The organism is Kitasatospora sp. NPDC127060, from assembly GCF_042724935.1.
Lineage (GTDB): Bacteria > Actinomycetota > Actinomycetes > Streptomycetales > Streptomycetaceae > Kitasatospora.
Genome location: NZ_JBHXEG010000026.1, coordinates 26,696 through 52,609 on the forward strand (window position 1 = coordinate 26,696; position 25,914 = coordinate 52,609).

Annotated in this window: 19 protein-coding genes; 5 read left to right on the forward strand and 14 right to left on the reverse strand. The window is 73.5% G+C overall.

Annotated features, from left to right (window positions below; genetic code table 11):
• Positions 1 to 33 precede the first annotated feature (33 nt).
• The 6 genes from guaA to ACFWIS_RS16820 all read right to left on the reverse strand — a co-directional run bounded on the left by guaA (position 34) and on the right by ACFWIS_RS16820 (position 11,513).
• Positions 34 to 1,629, reverse strand: coding sequence for a glutamine-hydrolyzing GMP synthase (gene guaA / locus ACFWIS_RS16795; protein ID WP_380462211.1), 1,596 nt, complete (start codon positions 1,627 to 1,629; stop codon positions 34 to 36).
• Between the two features lie 1,050 nt (positions 1,630 to 2,679).
• Positions 2,680 to 4,500 (reverse strand): hypothetical protein, encoded by a 1,821-nt coding sequence (locus tag ACFWIS_RS16800; RefSeq protein ID WP_380462210.1) that lies wholly within the window; start codon positions 4,498 to 4,500, stop codon positions 2,680 to 2,682.
• Positions 4,501 to 4,742: 242 nt separating this feature from the next.
• The gene (locus tag ACFWIS_RS16805; RefSeq protein ID WP_380462209.1) at positions 4,743 to 6,533 is read right to left on the reverse strand and encodes a GMC oxidoreductase; all 1,791 of its coding nucleotides are present in this window, start codon (positions 6,531 to 6,533) and stop codon (positions 4,743 to 4,745) included.
• A gap of 87 nt (positions 6,534 to 6,620) precedes the next feature.
• Positions 6,621 to 8,264, reverse strand: a complete 1,644-nt coding sequence (locus tag ACFWIS_RS16810; RefSeq protein WP_380462208.1) for a succinic semialdehyde dehydrogenase — start codon at positions 8,262 to 8,264, stop codon at positions 6,621 to 6,623.
• A 105-nt stretch (positions 8,265 to 8,369) separates the two neighbouring features.
• Positions 8,370 to 10,247, reverse strand: coding sequence for a protein kinase (locus tag ACFWIS_RS16815; RefSeq protein ID WP_380462207.1), 1,878 nt, complete (start codon positions 10,245 to 10,247; stop codon positions 8,370 to 8,372).
• A 162-nt stretch (positions 10,248 to 10,409) separates the two neighbouring features.
• Positions 10,410 to 11,513 carry a protein kinase gene (locus ACFWIS_RS16820; RefSeq protein ID WP_380462206.1) on the reverse strand — a complete coding sequence of 368 codons (1,104 nt, stop codon included), beginning with the start codon at positions 11,511 to 11,513 and terminating at the stop codon, positions 10,410 to 10,412.
• A gap of 57 nt (positions 11,514 to 11,570) precedes the next feature.
• On the opposite strand from ACFWIS_RS16820, the gene ACFWIS_RS16825 reads away from it, so the two are divergent.
• Positions 11,571 to 12,122 (forward strand): SHOCT domain-containing protein, encoded by a 552-nt coding sequence (locus tag ACFWIS_RS16825; protein ID WP_380462205.1) that lies wholly within the window; start codon positions 11,571 to 11,573, stop codon positions 12,120 to 12,122.
• Positions 12,123 to 12,182: 60 nt separating this feature from the next.
• On the opposite strand, the gene ACFWIS_RS16830 is transcribed toward ACFWIS_RS16825, so the two are convergent.
• Positions 12,183 to 14,159 carry a protein kinase gene (locus ACFWIS_RS16830; protein ID WP_380462204.1) on the reverse strand — a complete coding sequence of 659 codons (1,977 nt, stop codon included), beginning with the start codon at positions 14,157 to 14,159 and terminating at the stop codon, positions 12,183 to 12,185.
• Between the two features lie 253 nt (positions 14,160 to 14,412).
• Here ACFWIS_RS16830 and ACFWIS_RS16835 point away from each other — a divergent pair, with 253 nt between their 5' ends.
• Positions 14,413 to 14,979, forward strand: a complete 567-nt coding sequence (locus ACFWIS_RS16835; RefSeq protein WP_380462203.1) for a hypothetical protein — start codon at positions 14,413 to 14,415, stop codon at positions 14,977 to 14,979.
• Positions 14,980 to 15,050: 71 nt separating this feature from the next.
• Here ACFWIS_RS16835 and ACFWIS_RS16840 read toward each other — a convergent pair whose 3' ends face one another.
• The 4 genes from ACFWIS_RS16840 to ACFWIS_RS16855 all read right to left on the reverse strand — a co-directional run bounded on the left by ACFWIS_RS16840 (position 15,051) and on the right by ACFWIS_RS16855 (position 19,859).
• Positions 15,051 to 16,178, reverse strand: a complete 1,128-nt coding sequence (locus ACFWIS_RS16840; RefSeq protein WP_380462202.1) for a GuaB3 family IMP dehydrogenase-related protein — start codon at positions 16,176 to 16,178, stop codon at positions 15,051 to 15,053.
• A 239-nt stretch (positions 16,179 to 16,417) separates the two neighbouring features.
• Positions 16,418 to 17,920, reverse strand: coding sequence for an IMP dehydrogenase (gene guaB, locus ACFWIS_RS16845; RefSeq protein WP_380463613.1), 1,503 nt, complete (start codon positions 17,918 to 17,920; stop codon positions 16,418 to 16,420).
• A 275-nt stretch (positions 17,921 to 18,195) separates the two neighbouring features.
• Positions 18,196 to 18,912 carry an RNA polymerase sigma factor ShbA gene (gene shbA, locus ACFWIS_RS16850; protein WP_380463611.1) on the reverse strand — a complete coding sequence of 239 codons (717 nt, stop codon included), beginning with the start codon at positions 18,910 to 18,912 and terminating at the stop codon, positions 18,196 to 18,198.
• 335 nt (positions 18,913 to 19,247) lie between these two features.
• Entirely contained in the window at positions 19,248 to 19,859 is a 612-nt protein-coding gene (locus ACFWIS_RS16855; protein ID WP_014136228.1) for a response regulator transcription factor, read from the reverse strand.
• Positions 19,860 to 20,423: 564 nt separating this feature from the next.
• Between ACFWIS_RS16855 and ACFWIS_RS16860 the strand changes: the two genes are divergently transcribed.
• Complete coding sequence (locus ACFWIS_RS16860; RefSeq protein WP_350519940.1) at positions 20,424 to 20,750, forward strand: WhiB family transcriptional regulator; 327 nt, start codon at positions 20,424 to 20,426, stop codon at positions 20,748 to 20,750.
• Between the two features lie 100 nt (positions 20,751 to 20,850).
• Here ACFWIS_RS16860 and ACFWIS_RS16865 read toward each other — a convergent pair whose 3' ends face one another.
• The 3 genes from ACFWIS_RS16865 to groES form a co-directional block, all read right to left on the reverse strand.
• Positions 20,851 to 21,849, reverse strand: coding sequence for a LysR family transcriptional regulator (locus ACFWIS_RS16865; RefSeq protein ID WP_380463609.1), 999 nt, complete (start codon positions 21,847 to 21,849; stop codon positions 20,851 to 20,853).
• A 226-nt stretch (positions 21,850 to 22,075) separates the two neighbouring features.
• Positions 22,076 to 23,704, reverse strand: a complete 1,629-nt coding sequence (groL, locus tag ACFWIS_RS16870) for a chaperonin GroEL (protein WP_380463608.1) — start codon at positions 23,702 to 23,704, stop codon at positions 22,076 to 22,078.
• Between the two features lie 112 nt (positions 23,705 to 23,816).
• A complete protein-coding gene (groES, locus tag ACFWIS_RS16875) occupies positions 23,817 to 24,122 on the reverse strand; it encodes a co-chaperone GroES (protein ID WP_014136232.1) in 306 nt (101 codons plus the stop codon).
• A 248-nt stretch (positions 24,123 to 24,370) separates the two neighbouring features.
• On the opposite strand from groES, the gene ACFWIS_RS16880 reads away from it, so the two are divergent.
• A complete protein-coding gene (locus ACFWIS_RS16880) occupies positions 24,371 to 24,706 on the forward strand; it encodes a hypothetical protein (protein ID WP_380463606.1) in 336 nt (111 codons plus the stop codon).
• Between the two features lie 37 nt (positions 24,707 to 24,743).
• The gene (locus ACFWIS_RS16885) at positions 24,744 to 25,913 is read left to right on the forward strand and encodes a methyltransferase domain-containing protein (RefSeq protein ID WP_380463604.1); all 1,170 of its coding nucleotides are present in this window, start codon (positions 24,744 to 24,746) and stop codon (positions 25,911 to 25,913) included.
• Position 25,914 lies beyond the last annotated feature (1 nt).

A 25,914-nucleotide genomic window follows, 5' to 3' on the forward strand; every position in this document is an offset into this window, starting at 1 on the left:
ACGGCGCGACTGTTCAGGCTTCGCGGGGAGTGCTCACTCCCACTCGATGGTGCCCGGCGGCTTGCTGGTGACGTCGACGACGACGCGGTTGACGTCGCGGACCTCGTTGGTGATCCGGGTGGAGATCTTCGCCAGCACGTCGTACGGCAGGCGGGACCAGTCGGCGGTCATGGCGTCCTCGGACGAGACCGGGCGCAGCACGATCGGGTGGCCGTAGGTGCGGCCGTCGCCCTGCACGCCCACGCTGCGCACATCGGCGAGCAGCACGACCGGGCACTGCCAGATCTCGCGGTCCAGACCGGCCGCGGTGAGCTCCTCGCGGGCGATCGCGTCGGCGTCGCGGAGCAGGTCCAGGCGCTCCTCGGTGACCTCGCCGACGATCCGGATGCCCAGGCCGGGGCCCGGGAACGGCTGGCGCTGGACGATCTCCTCCGGCAGGCCCAGCTCCTGGCCGACCATCCGGACCTCGTCCTTGAACAGCTTGCGCAGCGGCTCGACCAGCTGGAACTGCAGGTCCTCGGGCAGGCCGCCGACGTTGTGGTGGGACTTGATGTTGGCGGTGCCGGTGCCGCCGCCGGACTCCACCACGTCCGGGTACAGGGTGCCCTGGACCAGGAAGTCGACCGACTCGCCGTGGGCGCCGGCCTCGGCGACGATCTCGGCCTGGGCCTGCTCGAAGACCCGGATGAACTCGCGGCCGATGATCTTGCGCTTCTCCTCGGGGTCGGTGACCCCCTTCAGCGCGTTCAGGAAGCGCTCGGAGGCGTCGACGACCTTCAGCTGAACGCCGGTGGCGGCCACGAAGTCCTTCTCGACCTGCTCCGTCTCGCCCTTGCGCATCAGGCCGTGGTCGACGTAGACGCAGGTCAGCCGGTCACCGATGGCTTTGTTGACCAGGGCCGCGGCGACCGCGGAGTCCACGCCGCCGGACAGGCCGCAGATCGCGCGCTTGTCGCCGACCTGCTCGCGGATCAGGGCGATCTGCTCCTCGACCACGCTGCCGGTGGTCCAGGTCGGGGCGATGCCGGCGCCGCGGTAGAGGAAGTGCTCCAGGATCTGCTGGCCGTGGTCGGAGTGCAGCACCTCGGGGTGGTACTGGACGCCGTACAGCCGGGCCTCGTCGTTCTCGAAGGCCGCGACCGGGACCAGCTCGGTGGAGGCGGTGACGGTGAAGCCCTCCGGAGCGGCGGAACATGCGTCGCCGTGCGACATCCACACCGAGTGCTGCGCCGGGACGCCCTCGAACAGGGTGGAGCCGGTGCGGGACACGGTCAGCGGGGTGCGGCCGTACTCGCGGGCGCCGTTGTTGTCGACGGTGCCGCCCAGCGTCTTGGCCATCAGCTGGAAGCCGTAGCACATGCCGAAGACCGGGACACCGGCCTCGAAGATCGCGCGGTCGAGCTGGGGCGCGCCCTCTTCGTAGACCGACGACGGACCGCCGGAGAGGATGATCGCCTTGGGGTTCTTGGCGAGCATCTCGGCGACCGGCATGCTGCTCGGCACGATCTCGCTGTAGACCCGCGCCTCACGCACCCGACGGGCGATGAGCTGGGCGTACTGGGCGCCGAAGTCGACCACCAGGACGGTGTCGTTGTCCGGCGCGGACTGGACGGGAATTGCAGAGGACACAGACGGCCTTCCGGCAGCGGTATCGAGGTGCCACGCGCAGCCGCGTCCCGGCGGGGGCTGCGACGGCGGCGACGGGTGTGGGGTGTCTGGACACCGATTCTACCGGGCTGTCCGGTTTCACTCGTCTGCACGTCCAAAGGACCGTGACCGGTCGGGGCCGCGGTTCGTTGCTTCTGACGACCGGACGGCCGCGCCGCGTCCGCCAGACGCGCCGCCGCCGCCCCCGACCGGGGGCACTGCCGTACGGACTGCAGGACCACGCGTGGAGCTTCACCCCAGTCCACCGGCGCATGTGGCGCCGCCGCCCCGGCCCGCCGGGAGCACGGCGCCGTGGGACCGTGCGCGGGTGCCGCGGCCGGCCAGCAGGGGACAGCGACCCCGGCCGCGACTGGGCCGAGAGGTGGGACGGCCGGCTCCCCGGGGACGCCCGGGGCCGGCCGTCGCACCGCCCTTCGACCCACCTTCCGACCCACCTTCCGACCCGCCCCTTCGACCGCCCCTTCGATCCGGGGCACGCCCCGGGCGCACTTCCCCGCACCGTCCCGCGCCGCTACGCGCGTCCCCGTGCGCCGCAACCCGCCAGACCACTACGCACCGTGATCATTCGACGCAACACCGTCCGCAAATGAGCTGTGCCGAACGTGCCGAACCGGTTGCAGAGAAACCCCTCCGTCCACCACGATGCTCGGTGTGAACGGTTCTCCCGGCGGCCGGCAGGCGCGTCGCGGGGTCCTGGACGGATGTCTCCGCAGTCGTCGTACAGAAAGTCGATAGCGGTTTTCACTTCACGCTCCGTGAGCGGGGGCCCGGCGCAGACCTGCCCGCCGACCCACCGCCGCACGGAAGCGCGCCCCGCTCCACCGGCCACCCACGCCGGCGCCGAAGGGGTACGACCCGAGCCAACCGACACGACGGCGCTCCTCCCCCGGCGCCGTCACCTCCAGCACCCGGCGCAGCCCTGACGCCGAGTGCTGTGCGGCAAAGGGCCCCGTTCCCCCGCGGGGCCCTTTGCCCTTCCCGTCCGGTTCCGAAGGGGCGGGCCCGGAGGCCCTACGGGTGGTCGCGCCAGACGGTCGGGTCGACCGGCTCCTCCGGCCGCCCCGCCGGGTCCGCGGGCAGCGGCGCCCCCGCGGCCCGGGTCGGCGGCGCCTCGTGCGAACCGAGCACCTCGCTCACCCCGGCCACCGGCGCCGCGTCGGCCACCGGCGGCGCCGCCGGGTACGGCGCCCCGGGCGGCGGGGTCTGCGCGGGCACCCCGGGCGGCCCGGCGTCCTGCGGCGGCGTCCCGTAGCCCGGCGTCCCGTACCCCGGCGTCCCGTACCCCGCAGCCCCGTAGCCCGGCGTCCCGTAGCCCGGCACGCCCTGCCCGGGGACGCCCTGCCCGGGGATGCCCGGCGCCCCGTACCCCGGAGCCGGCGGGTACGGCACCGTCGCGCCCCGGCCGCCGAGCGCCGCCAGCATCGCGGGCACCAGCAGCGCCCCGACCGCCGCCCAGACCACCGCGGCCACCAGCACGCTGAGGAACACCAGGCCCGCCGAGGTGTCCTGGGTGGTGACCGTCCGGTTCGAGCCGCCCCAGCTGCCGGAGTCCGGCGCCAGGAAGGACATCGCGGAGCTGCTCAGTCCGCCGGACGCCGCCGTCAGCCCGGTCAGCAGCGCGGCGTACACCACCGCCAGCCGGAGCCGGTCGGGCCCGTCCAGCCGCCGCCGGTAGGCGGTCCAGCCGAGCAGGCCCGCCGCGGCGATCGCCAGCAGGCCGGCCCAGCGCCAGTCGGCGGTCTGGTCGTGCAGGTCGAAGAAGGAGAACTCGCTCCGGTCGCCGCGGTTCGGGCTCCAACCGGGGACGTCCCCGCCCAGGTCGCGGCCCGCCCGGAAGGTCGCGCCCGAGCCCACGCCCAGCAGCACCAGTCCCAGGTTGGGCAGGAAGGCCAGCGAGAGCGCCGTCTGCCAGCCCTGGTCGCTCTCGACCGCGACCAGCACGAAGGCCGTCACCGAGGCCAGGCCCACGGTCAGCGCCAGCGCCTGGCCCGCGGTCAGCGCCGCCACCGCCCAGCCGCGGACCGAGCGGCTGCGCCAGGCGGCCCAGCGCAGCGCGTCGGTGCCGTGGACGGCGAACGCCAGCAGCCCGCCGAGCAGGACGGTCCAGCCGACCGCCCACAGCCAGCCGGAGTCCGTGCTGAAGGTCGGCTTCCCGAGGCTCAGGCCGGAGCCGTAGTAGTCGGACTCGCCGTCGGAGCCCTTCGGGTTCCAGCTGGTGCCGGCGACCAGCCCGAGCACCACGGTGACCAGGCCGAGCACCACCGCCGTGCGCAGCGCCTCGCCGGCCGCCTGGGCCCGGGTCAGCTGGGATCCGTCGGCCCTGCGCCGGCGCAGCCCGGCCCGCAGGCCGAGCCAGAGCGCGACGCCCCACAGGACGGTGACCGTCATCGGCACCAGCCAGAAGGTGACGTCCACGCCCTCCGAGCGGCTCCTGCTGATCGGGCTCTGGTAGCCGAGCCGGAACGGCGCGCCGAGCGCGTTCAGCGCCATCGCCAGGGTGGAGAGGAAGCGGTCGCCGAAGTCGGGCGTGGGGAAGGTCCGGTCGTAGGTGTAGTCGCTGGGGATCGCCGCGAACAGCGCCGCCAGCAGCAGCACCGCGGTCGGGGCGAGGGCCGCCCGCAGCGCCGGGCGCCAGTCGGGGCCGGCCAGCAGCCGCCGGGCGGCCGAGGACGGCTGGTACGGCCGGCCGGCGCCCCAACTGCCCACCGCGGGCGGACCGCCGACCGGCGGGTACCCGGGCGGCGGGTAGCCGGGCGGCGGGTAGCCGGGGCCGGGCGGCGGGTAGGGCCCGGCCGGCGGGACGGGCGGCGGCGGATGGTACCCGGGCGGCACGGGCGCGGCGGGCGGCGCGACGGCCGGGGGCGGGGGCGGCGGGGGTGTCGGCGGCCGTCCGCACGAGCCGCAGACGGACGCTCCCTCCACCGAAGTCGCCCCGCACGATGCGCAGTTGGCCATGGAACGCGTTCCCCCCCGCTCGACGAGTGCCTGGTCCCCCAGGGAGCCCGTTTATCCCATCGGATCCGAACGGATGTCAACCGCGATACGGGCCGGGCCGGTTGACCGTTCGAGCCGGGTCAGTCGCGCTTCTTCGGGACCTCCGGGACGGGCAGCAGCGGCAGTCGCAGCGCGCCGAACGCGCCCTCCGGCACGGCCGGGCGCACCGGCGCGACCGCACCGACCCGGTGGTACTCCCCGCCCTGCTCCGGGCGGCGGTCCGGCTCGCCCTTGTTGGGCCACATCGACATCGCACGCTCGGCCTGAGCGGTGATGGTGAGCGAGGGGTTGACGCCGAGGTTGGCGGAGACGGCCGCGCCGTCCACCACGCTGATCCCGGGGTGGCCGTAGAGCCGGTGGTACGGGTCGACCACGCCGGTCTCGGGGGCGTCGCCGATCGGGCAGCCGCCGAGGAAGTGCGCCGTCATCGGGATGTCGAAGATCTCGCCGACGGTGCTGCCGGGGAAGCCGTTGATCTCGTCGGCCAGCGCCTGGGCGCCCTGCTCGGCGGCCGGGATCCAGGTCGGGTTGGGCTCGCCGTGGCCCTGGCCGGAGGTGAGCCGGGGCTTGCCGAGCAGGCCCTTCTTGAGCGAGACGGTGATCGAGTTGTCCAACGACTGCATCACCAGGCCGATGATCGTCTTCTCGGACCAGCCGCGCTGGTTCATCGAGCGGCCGAAGGTCACCGGGTGGAGCACCGAGTTGCCCAGGTAGCGCAGCCAGCGCGGGCCCTTCCCACCGCCCTTGACCTGGGCGATCGACAGCGCGCCCATCGCGTTGGAGCCCTTGCCGTAACGGACCGGCTCGATGTGGGTGTTCGCGTCCGGGTGGATCGACGAGGTGATCGCGACGCCCTTGGTGAAGTCCGCCTTGGCGCCGTAGCGCCGGTCGGTGGTCTGCGCGCCCACCAGCGCCTCGGAGTTGGTGCGGGTCAGCTCTCCGAGCCGCGCGGAGATCCGGGGCAGGTGGCCGGCGTCGCGCATCCGGTGCAGCAGCGACTGGGTCCCGTAGGTGCCGGCCGCGACCACCACCCGGGCGGCGGTGATGGTCCGGGCGCCGGCCTTGACCCGGTCGGTCCTCGACCGGGAGTCGGTGCGCCGCACGTCCACCGCGAAGCCTTCGCCGTGCTCCCGGATCCGGGCCACGGTGGTGAGCGGGTGGATCTCCGCGCCGCCCCGCTCGGCCAGGTACAGGTAGTTCTCGGTGAGCATGTTCTTGGCGCCGTGCCGGCAGCCGGTCATGCACTCGCCGCACTCCACGCAGGCCCTGCGGGCCGGGCCGGCGCCGCCGAAGTACGGGTCGGCGACCTCCTCGCCGGGCGCGGCCTTGGCGGCGCCGTCGGTGTCCTTGCCGTCCCCGAAGAAGACCCCGACCGGCGCCATGTGGAAGGTGTCCCCGACGCCCATCCGCTCGGCCGCCGCCTTGAGGTGGACGTCGGACGGCGTGACGGTCGGGTTCAGCCGGACCCCGAGCATCCGCTGCGCCTGGTCGTAGAACGGCGCCAACTCCGCCTGCCAGTCGGTGATGTGACGCCACTGGCGGTCCTCGAAGAAGGCCTTCGGCGGCACGTACAGGGTGTTGGCGTAGTTCAGCGAGCCGCCGCCGACCCCGGCGCCGGCCAGGATCAGCACATTGGCCAGCAGGTGGATCCGCTGGATGCCGTACAGCCCGAGCTGCGGCGCCCACAGGTAGTTCGACAGGTCCCAGGAGTTGCGGGGCAGTTCGTCCCGCTCGAAGCGCCGCCCGGCCTCCAGGACGGCGACCCGGTAACCCTTCTCGGTCAGCCGCAGCGCCGCGACCGAACCGCCGAAGCCGGAGCCGACCACGACCACGTCGTAGTCGAACTCCGCCGCACCGCCGGACTCCACCATCTGCCACTGCTCCTAGGGGGGTGAAAAGGGACCCGAAAGGGGTTGAAAGAGCTGGTCGACCCCGCCGGTCGGGCGGTCGGTTCGGCGCTACTTGAAGCGCAGCGCCTTGAGCGCCCGCAGCCCGCCGGTCATCACGGCGGCGAACTGCTTGTCGTCCAGCCCGAACGACGGGGCGATCGGCATCAACCGCTGGGTCGCGATGGTCTGCGCCTCGGTGAAGCGCAGGATGCCCTCGGCGCCGTGCCGCCGGCCCAGCCCCGAGTCGCCCATGCCGCCCATCGGCGCGGCGACCGAGCCGTACGCGGCCGCGTAGGCCTCGTTGACGTTGACCGTGCCGGTGCGCAGCCGGGCCGCGACCGCCCGGCCGCGCCGCGGGTTCCTGGTCCAGACGCTGGAGTTCAGGCCGTACGGCGTGGAGTTGGCGGCGGCCACCGCCTCGTCCTCGGTGTCGAAGCGGTAGACCGAGACGACCGGGCCGAAGGTCTCCTCGGCGCAGACCGCCATCTCCGGGGTCACCCCGTCCAGAACGGTCGGCTCGTAGAAGTACGGGCCGAGGTCGGGCCGGGCCCGTCCGCCGGTGAGCACGGTGGCGCCGGACTTGACCGCCTCCGCCACGTGCCGGGTGGTGGTGTCCAGCTGCCGGGCGGAGACCAGCGAACCCATGTCGGCGCCGTAGGCCAGGCCGCCGCCCAGGCGCAGCGCCCGGGTGCGGGCGACGAAGAGCTCCAGGAAGCGGTCGGCCACCGAGCGGTGCACCAGCAGCCGCTCGATCGAGATGCACAGCTGGCCGGCCGTGGAGAAGCAGGCCCGGACGGCACCTGCGGCGGCGGCCTCCAGGTCGGCGTCGGAGAGCACCAGCATGGCGTTCTTGCCGCCGAGTTCGAGCGAGGCGCCGACCAGCCGGGCGGCGGCCCGCTGGGCGACCTCACGGCCGGTGCGGGTGGAGCCGGTGAAGGAGACGTAGTCGGCGTGCTCCACCACGGCGGGGCCGATCACCGGGCCGTCGCCGATCACGACCTGCCACAGGTCGGCCGGCAGCCCGGCCTCGATCAGCAGCTCACGGGCCCACAGCCCGGTCAGCGCGGTCTGGGTGTCGGGCTTGTTGACCACCGCGTTGCCGGCCACGAAGGCGGGCAGCAGGTCACCGATGCACAGCTCCAGCGGGTAGTTCCACGGCGAGATGTGGCCGATCACGCCCTTGGGGCGGCGAGCCTCCACGGTGTGGGTGAGCACCGGCAGCGCACCACCGCGGCGCCGGTCCTTCAGGTAGCCGTGCGCGGCGCGCCCGTAGTGCCGGGCGGCCATGGCGACGGCCAGCACCTCCTCGAAGGCGTGCAGCCGGGCCTTGCCGGTCTCGGCCTGGACCAGGTCCAGCACCTCGTCCTGCCGCTTGAGCAGCAGGTCGTGGAAGCGCAGCAGCACGGCGGCCCGGCGGCGCACCGGCAGCGCGGCCCAGGCGGCCTGGGCGCGGCGGGCCAGCTGGAACGCGACCTCGACGTCGGCCGGGGTGGACTGCGGCAGGCCGGCCAGCCGCTCACCGGTCAGCGGGGCGACGGTCTCCACCACGCTGGGCTCGCCGGTGGCGGTGACCCCGGCGGCCAGCCGCTCGACCAGGGAGCGCGGGACGGCGGTCGCTACGGTCCGGCCGCCGCCGGGGGCGGCCGGGTTGCCGTCCGCGGGGGCGGCGTCGGGGTGTTCGGTGGCCACTGCGTCTGCTGTGAGGTCCGACATACGGCGCAGCCTAGGCCTTCGGCGGCCGGTCCGGTACCCGTCGGTAACAAGAATCTGCCGCAGTCGGGCGAAAGCGGGGCGCTCCGCCCGTACGGCCCGGACCGCTCAGCGGTTGGGGGTGAAGTGGTTGAGCACCGTGGTGAACCGCTGCTCGGCCTGCTGCCATTCGTCGCCCTTGTCCGGGCTGGACGCGTAGATCGCGTAGGCGGTGCCGTCGTCGTCGATGAACTCGGTCTCGATCGCCCGGCGGCGGCCGCCCTCCTTGGCCGCGTAGCTGAACTCCCAGGTGGCCGCCTCGTGGCCGTTCACCACGGCGCCGGCCATCCGGTGCTGCTTGTAGTCCTTCAGCGACTTGGAGACGTTGACCTCCATCTGCCGCATGTGGTCCAGCGGTTTGACCGACTGGCCGACGGTGACCGCGAACTGCAGGTAGTGCACCCGGTTGTCGGGGCTGTAGAAGATCTGGTTGGCGTCCGGCGCGGTGCTGCGCTGCCAGGTCGGGCTGCCGGTCGGCAGCGGGAAGCGGAAGCCGGCCGGGTCGTCGACCCAGTGGTAGCCGGGCGGCGCGGACGCTCCCGGGGTGGGGGTGCCGGTCGGATCCGTTTCGGTGGGCTCGGGCGTGTCCGGCTGCCCGGTGGGCACCGGGTCCGCGCCGGGGGAGCCGGACAGGTGCCGGGTGGCGAGGAAGGTCGCCGCGGCCACCAGCACGCCGACCGCCACGGCGATAGCGACCAGCTTCATCCGGTTGCGGCGTTTGGCCGGACCGCGCGCGGGCGCGCTGGAGTGCGCGACCGGCGCACCGGTGGGAGTGTGCGCCTGTCCGGCTGCGGCCACGCCCCCGGCGGTGTCCCCGATGACCGCACCGAAAGCACCGACCGGACCGCCGACACCGACCGCACCGACCGGAACCACCGGCACGACCGGAACGGGCTGGGCGGACGGCACGGCCGCCACCGCGGTCGGGGCGGTCCCGGCCGGACGCGGATCCGTCGGATCCTCCGCGCCCGCCGCGCCGTCCGAACCGCCCGGCGTCACCGCGACGGTCCCGTCCTGCCCCGCGCTGCGGTCCACCACCGGCACCGACTGGGTGGGCGTGCGCACCGGCGCGGCCGGTTCCCCGAGGGTCTTCAGCCCCATGGTGTGCCCGGACTGCACCTCGGCCAGCATCCGGGCCGCCTCGTCCGCGCTCGGCCGGTCGGCCGGGTCCTTGGCCATCAGTGCGGCCAGCACCGGCCCCAGCGGGCCGGCCCGGCGCGACTCCGGCAGCGGCTCGTCGACCACCGCGGCCAGCGTGGTGATCGGCGAGTCCCGGCGGAACGGCGACTGGCCCTCGACGGCCGCGTACAGCGTCGCCCCGAGGCCCCACAGGTCGGAGGCCGGCCCGGGCCGCTGGCCCTGGGCGCGCTCGGGTGCCAGGTAGTCCGGCGAGCCGACCAGGTCGCCGGGCCGGGTCAGCTCGGTCGAGCCCTCGTACTTCGCGATGCCGAAGTCCAGCAGCACCACCCGCCCGGTGCCGCGCTCCAACAGCACGTTGGCCGGCTTGACGTCCCGGTGCAGCACGCCGAGCTGGTGGCCGCGGTGCAGCGCGGCGAGCACCTGGCTGCCGACCTCGGCGGCGGCGCGCGGCGGCAGGGTGCCGTCCTGGCTGATCACGTCGGCCAGCGAGCGGCCGTCGACCAGCTCCATCACGATCCAGGGCCGGCCGTCCTGCTCCAGCACGTCGTGCACGGTGATCACACCGGGGTGCTTGATCCGGGCGGCGGCGCTGGCCTCCCGCTTCATCCGGGTGTGCAGGATCTGCAGGTCCTCCTCCGGCAGGTGGTTGACGGTCAGCTCCTTGACCGCGACCTCGCGGTCCAGCATTCGGTCCCAGGCCCGCCAGACCGTGCCCATCCCGCCCCGGCCGAGTCGCTCACCGAGCTCGTACCGCCCGGCCAGCAGCCGCTCCGCTTCGGCCGCCTCCGGCCGGTCCTGCGAGCCCATCGGCGACCGCTCCCCCTCTCGATTCCATCTGCCGCCGTCGCGGCGGAAAGCCCGCCGCAGACCGCTGTTCGAACAAATCCCACGGACACATTAGGCGCACCCTGCCACGCCCGGTAATCTCGCCCACCCGCCGGACCGGCGCAGCGGCGGCCACCGGGGCCGTCAGCCTGCGAACAGCACCACGGCGACCACTCCCAGCACCAGCAGCGCGAGCACGCCCCCGACCAGCAGCGGCCCCAGCAGGGCCGGGGGTATCCGGGGCGCCCTCCCCCCGCCGGCCCGCGCCGCCCCGCCCTCCGGCGCGACCTCCGCCGACCGGTCGCCCCGACCGCGCCGCCGCGGCCGCAGGGGGACCAGCGGCGCCTCCGGCTTCAGCTCCAGCTCCCGCGCCGCCCGCTCCTCGTCGGCCGGCTCCGGGGCGCCCGCCAGCAGCGCCGCCAGCTCCGCCCGCACCGCCTCCGCGGTGGGCCGCAGCCCCGGGTCCAGCTGCACCAGCCGTTCGACCAGCGGCGCCACCGGCCCGCAGACCACCGAGGGCTCGCGCCGCCCGTCGCGTACGGCCGTCACCAGCTCCGGCACGCCGTGCTCCGGGAACGGCGCGCGACCGGTGACCATCCGCTGCAGCAGCACCCCGAGCGCCCAGCAGTCCCCGGCGGGGCCGCCGTCCAGCGGCCAGCGCTCGGCGACCGGGCCGACCAGGGTGGCCCGCACCTCGTACCGGCGCCGCCCGCCCGGTCCGCCGAGATCCTCCGCCAGCCCCTCCTGCGCGACCCCGTCGAGCAGCCCGCCGAGCATCGCCGCGCCGTCCTCGCAGACCAGCACCGAATCAGCGGTCACATTGCCGTGGGAGAGCCCGGCCTCGTGCAGCGCCCGCAGCGCCCCGGCCAGGTCCGCCGCCAACTCGGCGGCCCGGTAGGGCGGGAGCGGCCCGGCGGCGAGCAGCTCGGCCAGCGTCCAGCCGGCCGGCCGCTCCTCCACCGTCCACAGCAGCTCGCCCTCGACGAAGGCCCCGACCCCGCGCAGCAGCCGCGGGTGCCAGGACGGCGCGGCCGAGCCGACCGTCGCGACCCGCCGCACCAGCCGGTCCCCGTGCCCGGGGTTGGGCTCGTCCGGGTCCTGACCCCCGGTCAGTAGCGCGGGCAACTCCACGGCGCGCAGCAGGACCGTTTCACCGGTCCGCTCGTCCACCGCGGAGGCGCGCAGCAGTTCGGGACGGTCCGTCAGCCGGTACCGCCCCGCCAACAACTGGCCCGGGCTGCCTCGCATGCCAGTTCCTCTCGCTCACCGAGCAGCCTACTGAGCGGCTCCTTTACGCTCGGCCCCATGGACTGGACCGATCTGATCGACACCGCCTTCAGGGTGGCGGGCAACAGCAACCAAGCCAAGCAGGCCGAGGCCGTCCGCTCGGTGGAAGCGGCCGTCATCGATGGCGAGCAGCCCGTCGCCTCCACGGCCGGGCGCCATCCCGACCACTTCCGCAGGGGGGTGATCGTGCTCACCACCCACCGGCTGCTCTTCCTGAAGGACGGGAAGCCCCCGGTACCGGTTCCGCTCACCGCCGTCACCGACGCCACCGTGGCCCGCACCAAACTCAACGGCGACGTCCTGACCGTCGTCGCCCTGACCGGCTCCCACCGCTTCGAGGACGTGGCCAAGGCCGACGTCTTCGCCGAACGGATCCGCGAGGCCGCCCGGGTCGCCCGCACCACCCGGCCGCCGACCCCGGCCGACACCACCGGCCCCGACACCACCCCCGCCGACGCCACGTCCGGCGGGCAACTCCTCGACCAGCTTGAGCGCTTGGCCGCCCTACGGGCGTCCGGCGCGCTCACCGAGGACGAATTCGCCCGAGCCAAGCAGCGCCTGCTCGGCTGACACCCGCCCCACGGCCCCGCCCCACGGCCCCGTCCTACCGCGCCGTTCTACAGCCCTGTCCTACGGCGCCGGCTGGAAACTGTTGAACACGACGTCCCGGACCGGGGCCTGCGCGGCCCACTGCGCGTCCGGGACGATCCAGTAGATCGAGTAGCCGTACTTGGCCGGGCTCCCGGTCACGAAGCCCCGGTTGAGCGAGTGGGTCTTGGGCGTGCCGTTGGTCCACTCCCAGTCCGCCGCGTTGGTCCACTGCCGGTAGGCGATCGCCGCCAGGTTCAGCCGCTGGTAGTTGGTCACCTGGCCGCGCACGTTGGGCTCGGACTCCTGCCAGTCGGCGAGGGCGCTGGCACCGGGCGAGGTGGTCCACTCGATCCGCAGCTGGCTGCCGTCGGCGGAGTTCTTGAAGATCCGCCGGTTGGCGTCCGACCCGGCCGGCTGCAGCCAGTCAGGCAGGACGACCGAGAAGCCGCTCGGGTCCTGGTACGCGTGGAACCCGGCCGGTACCGGACCACCGGGCGCGGCCGGCGGCGTGGTCTGCGCCGCGGCCGGGTCGGAGGCCGGCGGCTGGGCCGCCGTGCTGGTGGCCGGCGGCGGTGCGGCGGCCGAGGACTCCGCCGGGGACCCAGCCGTGGCTGACGGCTCCGCCTGCGTCCCGGCCGGAGCCGGCTCGGTGGCCGGCGGCCGGCTCGGCGCGGTCCCGGTGGTCGCCGCGACCGGCGCGGTGGCGCCCGCGCTGTGCGTGCCCTCCCCCTTCGCGCCGCCGTCCCCGCTGCCGACGGCCTGGACGACGGCGACGATCCCGGCGATCAGCAGCAGCACGACCACCACGGTCGCGATGGCCAGCCGCCGCCGGCCCTTGCGCGGATCGGCCCCGGCCGCCTGGGTCGCGCCCATCGTCCACTCACTGGTCACCGGCCGGATCGGCTCGGTCGCCGGCACGGGATCCGCGGGCTTCACGGCAGCGGGCTCCGCCGCGGGCTTCTCGTCCCGGGCCCGGCTCCCCACCCGGACCGTCCCCAGCAGCCCGCCCACGGTCCGCTTCGGAGTTTCCTTGGCCTTCTCGGCCTCCTTGGACCCCTCGGTCCCCGTGGCCTCCTCGGCCGCCTTGGCCGCCGCCGCTCCCCCGGCCCCCTCGGCCTTGCCGTCCGCCACCGCCACCGACTCGACCGGCATCGCGTGCTCGGTCGTCGACTCGGACTTCGCGGTCGCCTCCGCGACCACCCGCTTGAGCATCGACCGGGTCTGCGAGGCGTCCAGCCGCTTCGCCGGGTCCTTCTCCAGCAGCCCCTCGATGACGGGCAGCAGCGGCCCGGCGTTCGCGGGCGCGGTCAGGTCCTCGGTCATCACCGCGGTCAGGGTGGCCAGCGCCGAGCCGCGGTCGTACGGGGGCCGCCCCTCGACCATGGCGTACAACGTGCCGCCCAGCGACCACAGGTCGGCCGGCGGCCCGGGCTTCTGCCCGCGCGCCCGCTCCGGGGATATGTACGAGGGCGCGCCGACCAGCATCCCGGTGGAGGTGACCGAGGCGTCGCCCTCCACACTGGCGATGCCGAAGTCGGTGAGCACGACCCGGCCGTCGTCGCCGATCAGCACGTTGGACGGCTTGACGTCCCGGTGCAGGATGCCCAGCGCGTGCGCCGCGCTCAGCACGCCCAGCACGTCCAGCGCGATCTCCGCCGCCCGGGCGGGCGCCAGCGGCCCGTCCTCCCGGACGACGTCGGCCAGCGAGCGGGACTCGACCAGCTCCATGACGATCCACGGCCGGTCGTCCTCGTCGACCACGTCGAAGACGGTCACCGCCGAGTTGTGCCGGATCCGCGCGGTCGCCTTCGCCTCGCGCAGCGTCCGGACGATCAGCCGGTGCTTCTCCTCCTCCTCGACGCTGGCGTTCATCCGCAGTTCCTTGACCGCGACGGTCCGGCCCAGCATCTCGTCCTCGGCGCGCCAGACGGTGCCCATGCCACCGCGTCCGAGCACGCCGTTCAGCCGGTAGCGGCCGGCCAGGAGGCGGCCGGTGGAACCCTGCGCCTGGGTCATTCGGAACGTTCCCCCATGTGCTGCTGGCGGTCGTGGTGACGGCGCGTCGGCCCGGCCAGGGCCCGAACGCCCAAGCCTCCATCATCCCCTGTCCGGAGGGGCGACGACCACCCACCCCCCGTTCCAACCCGGGACGAACCGGAACGGGTGCGACGCTCTGTGCCCGATCTGTGATCGAAAACTCGCCAAGATCTGCCCGAAGCGCTGCTACCGTTCGGCAGCTCAACGTCATTTCCGGGGGGACTCGACGCCCATGACCGCACCCACACCGGGCGCTGACGCCCCGTCGCCCCGCCCGCACACCGCTCAGCACTATTCGGTCGCACCCGTCCTGGACACCCCGGACGGCTACGTCGCCCCCGGCATGCCCGGCGTCCCCGTCACCGGCTACCCGCCCAGCGCCCCCACCACCGCCCGGAACGCCCCCCGCCGCCGCACCGCCCCCGCGATCGCCCTGGCCCTCCTCGCCGCCCTCCTGAGCGGCCTCGCCTACGGCTGCGCCCCGCTGCGCGCCGCCGACTCCCTCGGCTGGCTCACCATCGCCCAGGCCGGCCTGGTCGCCCTCCCCCTGGGCCGCCTCGGTGGCCGGAACCGCCTGCTCCCCCCGCTCGGCGCCCTCCTCGCCGCCGGCGCCCTCCTCACCGGCCAGCTCACCGAGCACCTCCGCCTGCTCCGGGCCGAGGACCCCGCCCCCCACGACCTCCTCACCGGCACCCTCACCACCTGGCGCGCCGACCTGCGCCCGCTCGACCTGGCCTTCTACGCCATCGCCCTGATCGGCGGCTTCCTCCTCACCCGCCGCGCCGCCGACCGCGGCTGACCGCGAACGCCCCCGGAAAACCCGGAGGCCCCCACCGGCGGAGCCGGAAGGGGCCTTCGTCAGCGCACCGCTCAGTGGTGGTCCAGCGCCGGGTTCACCGTGACCTCGACCCGCTGGAACTCCTTCAGCTCCGTGTACCCGGTGGTGGCCATCGCCCGGCGCAGCGCGCCGAAGAGGTTCATGGTCCCGTCCGGCGTGTGCGAGGGGCCGGTCAGGATCTCCTCGGTGGTGCCGACGGTCCCGAGGTCCATCCGCTTGCCGCGCGGCAGCTCCTCGTGGACGGCCTCCATGCCCCAGTGGAACCCCTTGCCCGGCGCGTCCGTCGCCCGGGCCAGCGCCGCACCGATCATCACGGCGTCGGCGCCGCAGGCCACGGCCTTCGGGATGTCGCCGCTGTAGCCGACGCCGCCGTCCGCGATCACGTGCACGTAGCGGCCGCCGGACTCGTCCATGTAGTCACGGCGGGCCGCCGCGACGTCCGCCACCGCGGTCGCCATCGGCACCTGGATGCCGAGCACGTTGCGGGTGGTGTGGGCGGCGCCCCCGCCGAACCCGACGAGCACACCGGCGGCGCCGGTCCGCATCAGGTGCAGCGCGGCGGTGTAGGTGGCGCAGCCGCCGACGATCACCGGAACGTCCAGCTCGTAGATGAACTGCTTGAGGTTGAGCGGCTCGGCGGCGCCGGAGACGTGCTCGGCCGAGACGGTGGTGCCGCGGATGACGAAGACGTCGACCCCGGCGTCCACGACGGCCTTGGAGAACTCGGCGGTGCGCTGCGGCGAGAGCGCGGCGGCGGTGACCACGCCGGAGTCACGGACCTCCTGGATCCGCTGCTTGATCAGCTCGGCACGGATCGGCGCGGAGTAGATCTCCTGCAGCCGGTGGGTCGCGGTGGAGGTGTCGGTCATCGAGGCGATCTCGTCCAGCAGCGGCTGCGGGTCCTCGTAGCGGGTCCAGAGGCCTTCGAGGTTCAGCACGCCCAGACCGCCCAGACGGCCGATCTTGATGGCCTGCTCCGGCGAGACCACACTGTCCATCGGGGCGGCCAGGAACGGCAGCTCGAAGCGGTAGGCGTCGATCTGCCAGGCGATCGAGACCTCCTTCGGGTCACGCGTACGGCGACTGGGGACGACGGCGATGTCGTCGAAGGCATACGCCCGGCGGCCGCGCTTGCCTCGCCCGATCTCGATCTCAGTCACTTCGAGCCCTTCTGGTTTGTTGCTCATACCCGCCGGGTCACCCCGGCCGCCCCCAGTATCCCGTACTGCCGATGACTCGCGCGCTCGCCTCCGGGGCGCTCCGACCCGCTGCCGACGGTCGGCGCTCCCCTTCGGCTCGCCCCGGGCCGCCCCGACGGCCCACGCCCCGGAACCGGCCGAGGGGCCCGCCGCTGCGGTGCAGCGACGGGCCCCTCGGACGATCAGGCCGATCAGGACGCTCAGCGGTTCGAGTAGTTCGGCGCCTCGACGGTCATCTGGATGTCGTGCGGGTGGCTCTCCTTGAGCCCCGCCGAGGTGATCCGGACGAACCGCCCCTTGCTCTCCATCTCGGAGATGGTCGCGGCGCCGACGTAGCCCATGGTCTGCCGCAGACCGCCGACCAGCTGGTGCAGCACCGCCGACAGCGGGCCGCGGTAGGGCACCTGACCCTCGATGCCCTCGGGCACGAGCTTGTCGTCCGAGGCGACCTCGGCCTGGAAGTAGCGGTCCTTGGAGTACGAGCGGCCCTGGCCGCGCGACTGCATGGCACCCAGCGACCCCATGCCGCGGTAGGACTTGAACTGCTTGCCGTTGATGAACATCAGCTCGCCCGGGGACTCCTCGCAACCGGCCAGCAGCGAGCCCAGCATGACGGTGTCGGCACCGGCGGCCAGCGCCTTGCCGATGTCGCCGGAGTACTGCAGGCCGCCGTCGCCGATGACCGGCACGCCGGCCGCCTGGCAGGCCTGGGCGGCCTCGTAGATGGCGGTGATCTGCGGGACGCCGATGCCGGCGACGACGCGGGTGGTGCAGATGGAGCCGGGGCCGACGCCGACCTTGACGCCGTCCACGCCGGCGTCGATCAGCGCCTGGGCGCCGTCCCGGGTGGCGACGTTGCCGCCGACCACGTCGATCCCGACGGCCGACTTGATCTTCGAGATCCAGGCCAGCGCGTTGTGGCTGTGGCCGTGCGAGGTGTCGACGACCAGGAAGTCCGCGCCCGCCTCGACCAGGGCCTGGGCCCGGTCGAAGGCCTCGGCGCTGGCGCCGACCGCGGCACCGACCAGCAGACGGCCCTCGGCGTCCTTGGCGGCGTGCGGGTACTTCTCGGCCTTGACGAAGTCCTTGACGGTGATCAGGCCCTTGATCCGGCCCTCGTCGTCGACCAGCGGCAGCTTCTCGATCTTGTGACGGCGCAGCAGCGCCATCGCGTCCTCACCGGAGATGCCGACCTTGCCGGTGATCAGCGGCATCGGGGTCATGATCTCGCGGACCTGGCGGCTGCGGTCCGACTCGAAGGCCATGTCACGGTTGGTCACGATGCCCAGCAGCTTGCCGGCCTCGTCGGCGATCGGCACGCCGGAGATGCGGAACTTGGCGCACAGCGCGTCGGCCTCGGCCAGCGTGGTGTCCGGGCCGACCGTGATCGGGTCGGTGACCATGCCGGACTCGGAGCGCTTCACCAGGTCGACCTGGTTGGCCTGGTCCTCGACCGACAGGTTGCGGTGCAGCACGCCCACACCGCCCTGGCGGGCCATCGCGATGGCCATCCGCGCCTCGGTGACCTTGTCCATCGCCGCGGACAGCAGCGGGATGTTGACGCGCACGTTCCGGGAGATCCGCGAGGAGGTGTCGACCTCGTTCGGCAGCACCGCGGAGGCCCCCGGCAGCAGCAGGACGTCATCGAACGTGAGCCCGAGCATGGCGAACTTCTCGGGTACGCCTGCGGCGTTGTAAGACATTTGGGGGTACCTTCCGTGGCCGGCCTAATCCGCTCGCGCCCAGAGGGAGGGGGCGCGTTGATCGCTCACTCGCGCAGACCGCCGAAAGCCGGGTGAGCCGGACTTGGACGAACCTCCAAGGAAACCCCGTGCGCACCCGCGAAACTTTGGCAACCTGCCCAGGCGCCGATACCCCATGGTACTGGCACCGCGAATGTGCCCTCGTGTGCCCTTGACAACAAGCGCCCCCAGCGGCTCATTCCGCCGCACACGGGCCCCGGACCAGCCCCTCCGTCTCAGGAGGACTCCTCCGCGAGCGCCCGCAGCCGACTGAGCGCCCGGTGCTGGGCCACCCGGACGGCCCCCGGCGACATCCCGAGCACCTCGCCGGTCTCCTCCGCCGACAGCCCGGCGGCCACCCGCAGCAGCACCAGTTCGCGCTGACGGGCCGGCAGGTTGGAGAGCAGTTCCTTGGCCCAGGCCGCGTCGCTGCTCAGCAGCGCCTGCTCCTCCGGGCCGAGCGCCTCGTCCGGCACCTCCGGCAGGTCGTCCTGCGGCACCACGGTCGAGCCGGGCCCGCGCATCGCGGCCCGCTGCAGATCGGCGATCTTGTGCGCCGCGATGCCGTAGACGAAGGCCTCGAACGGCCGCCCCTGGTCCTTGTACCGGGGCAGCGCGCACAGCACGGCGACGCAGACTTCCTGGGCCACGTCGTCCACGTGGTGCCGGGCCCCGCCCGGCAGCCGGACCAGCTTGGCGCGGCAGTACCGCAGCGCGAGCGGGTGGACGTAGGCGAGCAGCGCGTCGATGGCCGGGCCCTCGCCGCGCACGGCGGCCGCGACCAGCTGGCCCACCAGGGGCGAGCCGCCGGTCCCGAGCACCGGCGGGCGGCCCGGACCGGCCTCCGCGCCGGAATCGCCGGAGTCCGCGTACGCCGGATCGTGGCCCGGGTCGGAGGGCTCGGCCTCACCCGGGTCCGCCTGGCCGGCCGCACCGGCGACATCGTCGCGCATCGGTCCATGGTGCCTGGTCGATCGAGAAAACGCGGCACCGCGTCCGGAGTTGTGCACCGGAACGTTATGCGCTGCGGCACCGTACGGCGTGCCGCGCACCACCGGCCCCTCCTGCACCGTGCCGCCTTCCGCCCCGCCGCCGTGGATGGTCCCGTCCGTCGCGCCGTCCGCCGAGTGTCCTGCGGCTGCGTGGTTCGCCGCAGTGCCTGTCCGCTGGTCCCCGAGGTGCTCCACTCCTCCATGGTGCAACCTCGGGACCGTAACGTCACACGCCTGTGCGGCGTCCGTTCCGGAATTCGACGGCGGCGCGCCGCAACCGGCGGCGCCGGCGACGGTCAGCGGACCAGGCCCCAGCGGAAACCCAGCGCCACCGCGTGCGCGCGGTCGGAGGCCCCGAGCTTCTTGAACAACCGTCGGGCATGGGTCTTGACGGTGTCCTCGGACAGGAACAGCTCGCGCCCGATCTCGGCGTTGCTGCGCCCGTGGCTCATGCCCTCCAGGACCTGGATCTCACGCGCCGTCAAGGTCGGTGCCGCGCCCATGTCGGGGCTGCGCAGCCGACGCGGGGCGAGTCGCCAGGTCGGGTCGGCGAGGGCCTGGGTGACGGTGGCCCGCAGCTCGGCGCGCGAGGCGTCCTTGTGCAGGTACCCGCGGGCACCCGCGGCCACCGCGAGCGCCACTCCGTCGAGGTCCTCGGCGACGGTGAGCATGATGATCCGGGCGCCCGGATCGGCGGACAGCAGCCGCCGGACCGTCTCGACCCCGCCGAGGCCGGGCATCCGGACGTCCATCAGGACGAGATCGGAGCGGTCGGCCACCCAGCGGCGGAGGACCTCCTCCCCGTTCGTCGCGGTGGTGACCCGGTCCACACCGGGTACGGTCGCGACGGCGCGGCGAAGCGCCTCGCGGGCGAGCGGGGAATCGTCGCAAACGAGAACGGAAGTCATGACCGTCGTCCTCCGCAGCTGATCCGCGTCACGTTGAGCCTCCTGGCTGGTACGAACCTCTCCGACACGGCCGATCGGCGACGGACTTCGCACTGATCGCCCCGACTTGCCCGCGATCGTTCCCGACGTCCGGCGCCCGCTAACCGCCTCCGCACTTCCAACGACCGTCACTCGAATGAGTTACGGCCTTCAGGCCATCTCCACCACTGTACGTGGCCAACCCATTACCGATCAGCCGCATCGCGGTGCACACGCCGCACTTTTGCGCAGCTCGCGCGCGGGTGGGCGCACGACCCGCACACCGGTGCGGCCCGTCGCGCGCCCGTCGGCCACCCGATTGCCACGCCCGCGCCCGTCAAACCCTTTGCCCACTTTGCCCGTTTTTATAGCTTTCGTATGGTCATTGACTGTTGTGCCAGTGTGTGGGTGACTTGTCCATGGAGTTGCCTTAAGTCATATTTCCAGGTGTCCACACCAGCGCGGGACGCCCCGCCGGGCACCGCCGGGCGGCAGCCCCGCCGAAATGCCCGGCCGCCGCCGAACCGCCTCTGAAGGGAATGAGCCATGGCAGATTTCTCCCGCCTCCCCGGTCCCAACGCGGACCTCTGGGACTGGCAGCTCTCGGCAGCCTGCCGCGGCGTGGACAGCTCGCTCTTCTTCCACCCCGAAGGCGAGCGCGGAGCAGCCCGCAGTTCGCGCGAGGCGAGCGCCAAGGAGGTCTGCATGCGCTGCCCGGTGATCGCCGAGTGCGCCGCGCACGCCCTTGCGGTCCGTGAGCCCTACGGCGTCTGGGGCGGGATGACGGAGGACGAGCGCGAGGAGATGCTGGGCCGCTCGCGGCACCGGCTGGTGGAGGTCCCACTGACCCCGCCGGCGGTCGCGCAGCGTTAGACCGCCTCCGCGGTGCGCCGTGAAGAAACGTTTCTTCGCGGCGCCTCAGGCCGCCCCGGTCCCGTACAGGGGCGCCTCGGTCGCCGACCGTCATCGGCCGTCAGCGATCGGCGGCCGCCCCCGCCAGCCGCTCCCGCATCAGCGCGACAGCCGGCACCTCGGCGAGGTCCGGCAGGGTCAGCGCCACCACCTGGCGCACCGCCGGCACCCCGGAGGCCGTCCGCACCGGAACCGTCGACACGCCGTCAGGACGCACCGACTGCAAGGCCAGCCGGGGCAGCACCGCCACCCCGAGCCCGGCCGCCACCAGGCCGACCACCGCCGGGTAGTCATCGGTCGCGAAGTCGATCCGGGGCTCGAAGCCCGCCCCCGCGCACAGCTCCACCAGGTGCCCCCGGCACTGCGGGCAACCGGCGATCCACTGCTCCCCCGCCAGCTCGGCCAGCCCCACCGGACCACCCCTCCCGGCCAGCGGGTGGGCGGCGGGCAGCAGGCCCACCAGCGGATCGTCCAGCAGCGGGGTGACCACCAGGTCGGACCAGTCGGTGCCGGCCGACAGCTGCTGCGCCTCCAGATTGGCCTCGGCCCGCGCCTCGCGCGGCGAGCCGTGCGCGGGCGCCGGCGCCGCGGTCGCACCGTCGGACTGCGGGTAGCGGAAGGCCAGCGCGATCTCGCACTCGCCGCCGCGCAGCATCGCCAGCGACTCCGGCGGCTCGGCCTCGACCAGCGACACGCGCACCCCCGGATGGCTGTCCCGCAGGCGGGCGACCGCCGGCGGCACCAGGGTGGAGCTCGCGGTCGGGAAGGAGACCAGCCGCACCCGCCCGGCCCGCAGCCCGGCGATCGCGGCCACCTCCTCCTCGGCGGCGGAGAGCCCGGCCAGAATTCCGGTGGCATGCTTGAGCAGGACCCGCCCGGCCTCGCTGAGCTGCATCCCGCGGCCCGAGCGGACCACCAGCGGGGTGTCCACCGACTTCTCCAGGGCCTTCATCTGCTGACTGATGGCGGGCTGGGTGCACCCCAGCTCGCGGGCGGCGGCGGAGAAGGAGCCGGTGCGGGCGACGGCACGCAGGACGCGCAGGTGGCGGGCCTCGATCATGCCTCAGTTATAAGGCAATCTTTGCATTCCGCAAAATCCTACTGATAGTTGAAGCCTGGAGCACCACCCCGAGCGGGCGAGTCACCGCCCTGAGCCGAAGGGGAGCGCCGACCGTCGGCACCGGGCCAGGAGCGCCCCGGAGGCGAGCGGGCGAGCACCACAGCCGGAGGCCCGGCCCGCGACCCCGTGCGGGGTGCGGACCGGGCCTCCGGTCAGCCGTTCGGCCTCAGTGCGAGTGGCCGTGGCCGCCGTGCGAGTGGCCGGCCTCCGGCTCCGTCTCCTTCTTCTCCACCACGAGGGTCTCGGTGGTGAGCAGCAGGGAGGCGATCGAGGCGGCGTTCTCCAGGGCGGAGCGGGTGACCTTGACCGGGTCGATGACGCCGGCCTTCACCAGGTCGCCGTACTCGCCGGTGGCGGCGTTGTAGCCCTGGCCGGCCTCCAGGTCGGCGACCTTGGAGGTGATGACGTAGCCCTCCAGGCCGGCGTTCTGGGCGATCCAGCGCAGCGGCTCGTGCAGCGCCTTGCGGACCACGGCGACACCGGTGGCCTCGTCACCCGACAGGCCCAGGCCACCGTCCAGCACCTTGGCGGCGTGCACCAGGGAGGCGCCACCGCCGGCGACGATGCCCTCCTCGACCGCGGCACGGGTCGCCGAGATGGCGTCCTCCAGGCGGTGCTTGCGCTCCTTCAGCTCCACCTCGGTGGCGGCGCCGACCTTGATGACGCAGACCCCGCCGGCCAGCTTGGCCAGGCGCTCCTGCAGCTTCTCGCGGTCCCAGTCGGAGTCGGTGCCGGCGATCTCGCCCTTGATCTGGGCGACGCGGCCGGCCACGGCGTCGGCGTCGCCGGCGCCCTCGACGATCGTGGTCTCGTCCTTGGTGATGGTCACGCGGCGGGCGCTGCCCAGCACGTCCAGACCGGCCTGGTCGATCTTGAGGCCGACCTCCTCGGAGATGACCGTGCCGCCGGTGAGGGCGGCCAGGTCGCCGAGGATCGCCTTGCGGCGGTCGCCGAAGCCCGGGGCCTTGACGGCGACGGCGTTGAAGATGCCGCGGATCTTGTTCAGGACCAGGGTCGACAGCGCCTCGCCGTCGACGTCCTCGGCGATGATCAGCAGCGGCTTGGAGGTGCCGGACTGCAGGATCTTCTCCAGCAGCGGCAGCAGCTCCTGGATGGAGGAGATCTTGCCCTGGTGGATCAGGATGTACGGGTCCTCGAGGACCGCCTCCTGGCGCTCCGCGTCGGTGACGAAGTACGGCGACAGGTAGCCCTTGTCGAACTGCATGCCCTCGGTGAAGTCCAGCTCCACGCCGAAGGTGTTCGACTCCTCGACGGTGATGACACCGTCCTTGCCGACCTTGTCGATCGCCTCGGCGATCAGCTCGCCGACCTGGGTGTCCTGCGCGGAGAGGGACGCGACGGCGGCGACGTCGTCCTTGCCCTCGATCTCGCGGGCGACGGACAGCAGGTGCTCGGAGACGGCGGCGACGGCCTTGTCGATGCCCTTCTTCAGGGCGGCCGGGCCGGCGCCGGCGGCGACGTTGCGCAGACCCTCGTTGACCAGGGCCTGGGCCAGCACGGTGGCGGTGGTGGTGCCGTCACCCGCGACGTCGTTGGTCTTGGTGGCGACCTCCTTGACGAGCTGCGCGCCAAGGTTCTCGTACGGGTCGTCCAGCTCGACCTCACGGGCGATGGTGACACCGTCGTTGGTGATGGTCGGAGCACCGAACTTCTTGTCGATGACGACGTTGCGGCCCTTGGGGCCGATGGTCACCTTGACGGTGTCGGCCAGCTTGTTGACACCGCGCTCCAGCGAGCGGCGGGCGTCCTCGTCGAACTGCAGGATCTTCGCCATGTTCCCTATTCCCTCGGGGCTGCGGCCGACCGGCCGCCGAACTACGTGAACCAACGACCACGCCCCGGGCCCCTGTCACTAGGGACACGGATCCGGGGCGGGTCGGAACGACTTACTTCTCGATGATGGCGAGAACGTCGCGGGCGGAGAGGACGAGGTACTCCTCGCCCTGGTACTTCACCTCGGTGCCGCCGTACTTCGAGTACAGGACGATGTCACCGACGGCGACGTCGAGCGGCAGACGCTGGCCGTCCTCGAAGCGGCCCGGGCCGACGGCCAGGACGACGCCCTCCTGGGGCTTCTCCTTGGCGGTGTCCGGGATAACCAGGCCGGAGGCCGTGGTGGTCTCGGCGTCGAGCGGCTGGACCACGATGCGGTCCTCGAGCGGCTTGATGGCAACCTTGCTGCTGGTGGTCACGTCCGAGCTCCCCTTCGGAGATTACGGGGTTGTCTAACGGGTAGTGGCGAACCTGCGGGTCTGCCGTCGCGGGGGTCAGACACACGTCTTCGCATTAGCACTCCCCCAGTGGGGAGTGCCAAGGACGACCATAGGCCGCCGTTAGCACTCAGTCAACCAGAGTGCCAACGACGCGCCCCCGGGACCCGGGCTACGGATGAGTAGCCGTACTCATGTGCGGCGCCCGGACCGACGGCCAGACTCCTGCCATGACCTCGATCCCGATGCGCGTCGGCCCGTCCCGGCTCAAGGACGCGGCACTCGCCCTGCTGGCACTGCCCCTGCTCGGGGGCGTGCTCCCGTTCGTCGTCTTCTGCTTCGTCGCCTGCCTCGGCAACGGGCCCGGCGCCGGGGACGACGGGGACGGGCGCGGGTGGGCGTTCCTGGCCTACGGGATGATCGCCGGTCCGGCGGCCGCCCTGGTGGCGGGCGTCGTCGTGGCCGTGCGCGGCTGGCGCTCCGACTACCGGATCCTGTCGGTCGCCGCCGCGCTCTCCCCGTTCCTGGTGCCCGCCGTCCTCTCCTCGGGCGTCCTGTGGCGGTGAACCGCCCGCACCGCCGCCGACCGGTCAGAATGGCCCGGTGGACACCGAGAACCTCCAGCCCCTGCTGACCCCCGAGGGTCAGGCCCTGCTCGCCGAGCTGCGCGAGTTCGCCCCCGAGGAGGAGCTGGCGCTGGCCACCCGACTGCGGCGGGAGCACCCGGCGGAGCTGGTGTCGGCGGCGTTCGGGCAGGCGCGGCTGCGGCAGCGGGCCCGGACGAAGTTCGGGGCGGACGCCGACCTGATGTACTTCACCCCCAACGGGGTCGAGCAGTCCACCCGGCGCAGCGTGGCCGAGTGGCGGGCCCGCCGCTTCGCCGAGCTGGGCGTACGGCGCCTCGCGGACCTCTGCTGCGGCATCGGCGGGGACGTGCTGGCGCTGGCCCGGGCCGGGATCCACGTGCTGGCCGTCGACAAGGACCCGGCGGCCTGCGCCGCCACCGCGGCCAACGCCGCCGCGCTGGGCCTGTCCGCGCTGGTCGAGGTGCGCTGCGCGGACGTCGCCGAGGTGGACGTCACCGGCTACGACGCGGTGTTCACCGACCCGGCCCGGCGCACCGCGCGCGGCCGGGTGTTCGACCCCGAGGCGTACGCCCCGCCGCTGTCCTGGGCGATCGAGGCCGGCCGGCGGACCCCGATCGGCGCCCTGAAGGTCGCCCCGGGCATCCCGCACGAGGCCGTCCCGGCGGACGCCGAGGCCGAGTGGGTCTCCGACCACGGGGACGTCAAGGAGGCGGTGCTCTGGTTCGGCACCGGGGCGACCCGCCCGCACCGCGCCACCCTCCTGCCGCGCGGCGCCACCCTGACCGGCGGCGACCTGCCCGACCCGCCGGCCGGCCCGGTCGGGCGGTACCTGTACGAGCCGGACGGCGCGGTGATCCGGGCGCACCTGGTGGCCGAGGTGGCCGGGCAGGTCGACGGCCGGCTGATCGACCCGAAGATCGCCTACGTGACCTCGGACCGGCTGGTCGCCACCCCCTACGCGCACGCCTTCGAGCTCACCGACGTGCTGCCGTACAACGTCAAGAAGCTCAAGGCCCTGCTGCGCGAGCGCGGGGTCGGCACGGTGGTGATCAAGAAGCGCGGGATGGCGATCACCCCGGAGGAACTGCGCCGCCAGCTCAAGCCCTCCGGCCCGAACACCGTCACGGTGATCCTCAGCCGTACCGACAACGGGCCGCTGATGATGCTGGGGCAGCCGGTCGGCTGAC